Here is a 276-nt window from a genome sequence, read left to right on the forward strand (position 1 = left end):
CGGCATCCTGTTTGGCGATACCGACGCTCCCGTTCGCGCAGTCGAAGGACAGAACATCGTCGGCGTGAAAGGCTTGGTGAGCGCGGGCGGCCTGATAGAAACCGCATCCGAGCAGCTGCCGGACGGTGCCGACCTTTACGAGATCTCCGTTCCGTTTCCCGTCGAGGAAGGCACAATCGCGTTCCGAGTTAGCGGAACATCAGGCTATCCAAAGTTTGACCCTGATGACGTCGTACTTTGCTCCAGGCATGGAGAGAACCCGGAACGACTTGTCGG

The 276-nt window shown here is 59.1% G+C and carries 1 protein-coding gene; it reads left to right on the forward strand.

What is annotated here, in order from left to right; all coding sequences use genetic code 11:
• On the forward strand, positions 1–276 hold a 276-nt coding region (locus KZZ06_RS20650), incomplete at both ends, for a hypothetical protein (protein ID WP_219581840.1).

Source organism: Sulfitobacter sp. CW3, from assembly GCF_019392245.1.
Taxonomy (GTDB): domain Bacteria; phylum Pseudomonadota; class Alphaproteobacteria; order Rhodobacterales; family Rhodobacteraceae; genus Sulfitobacter.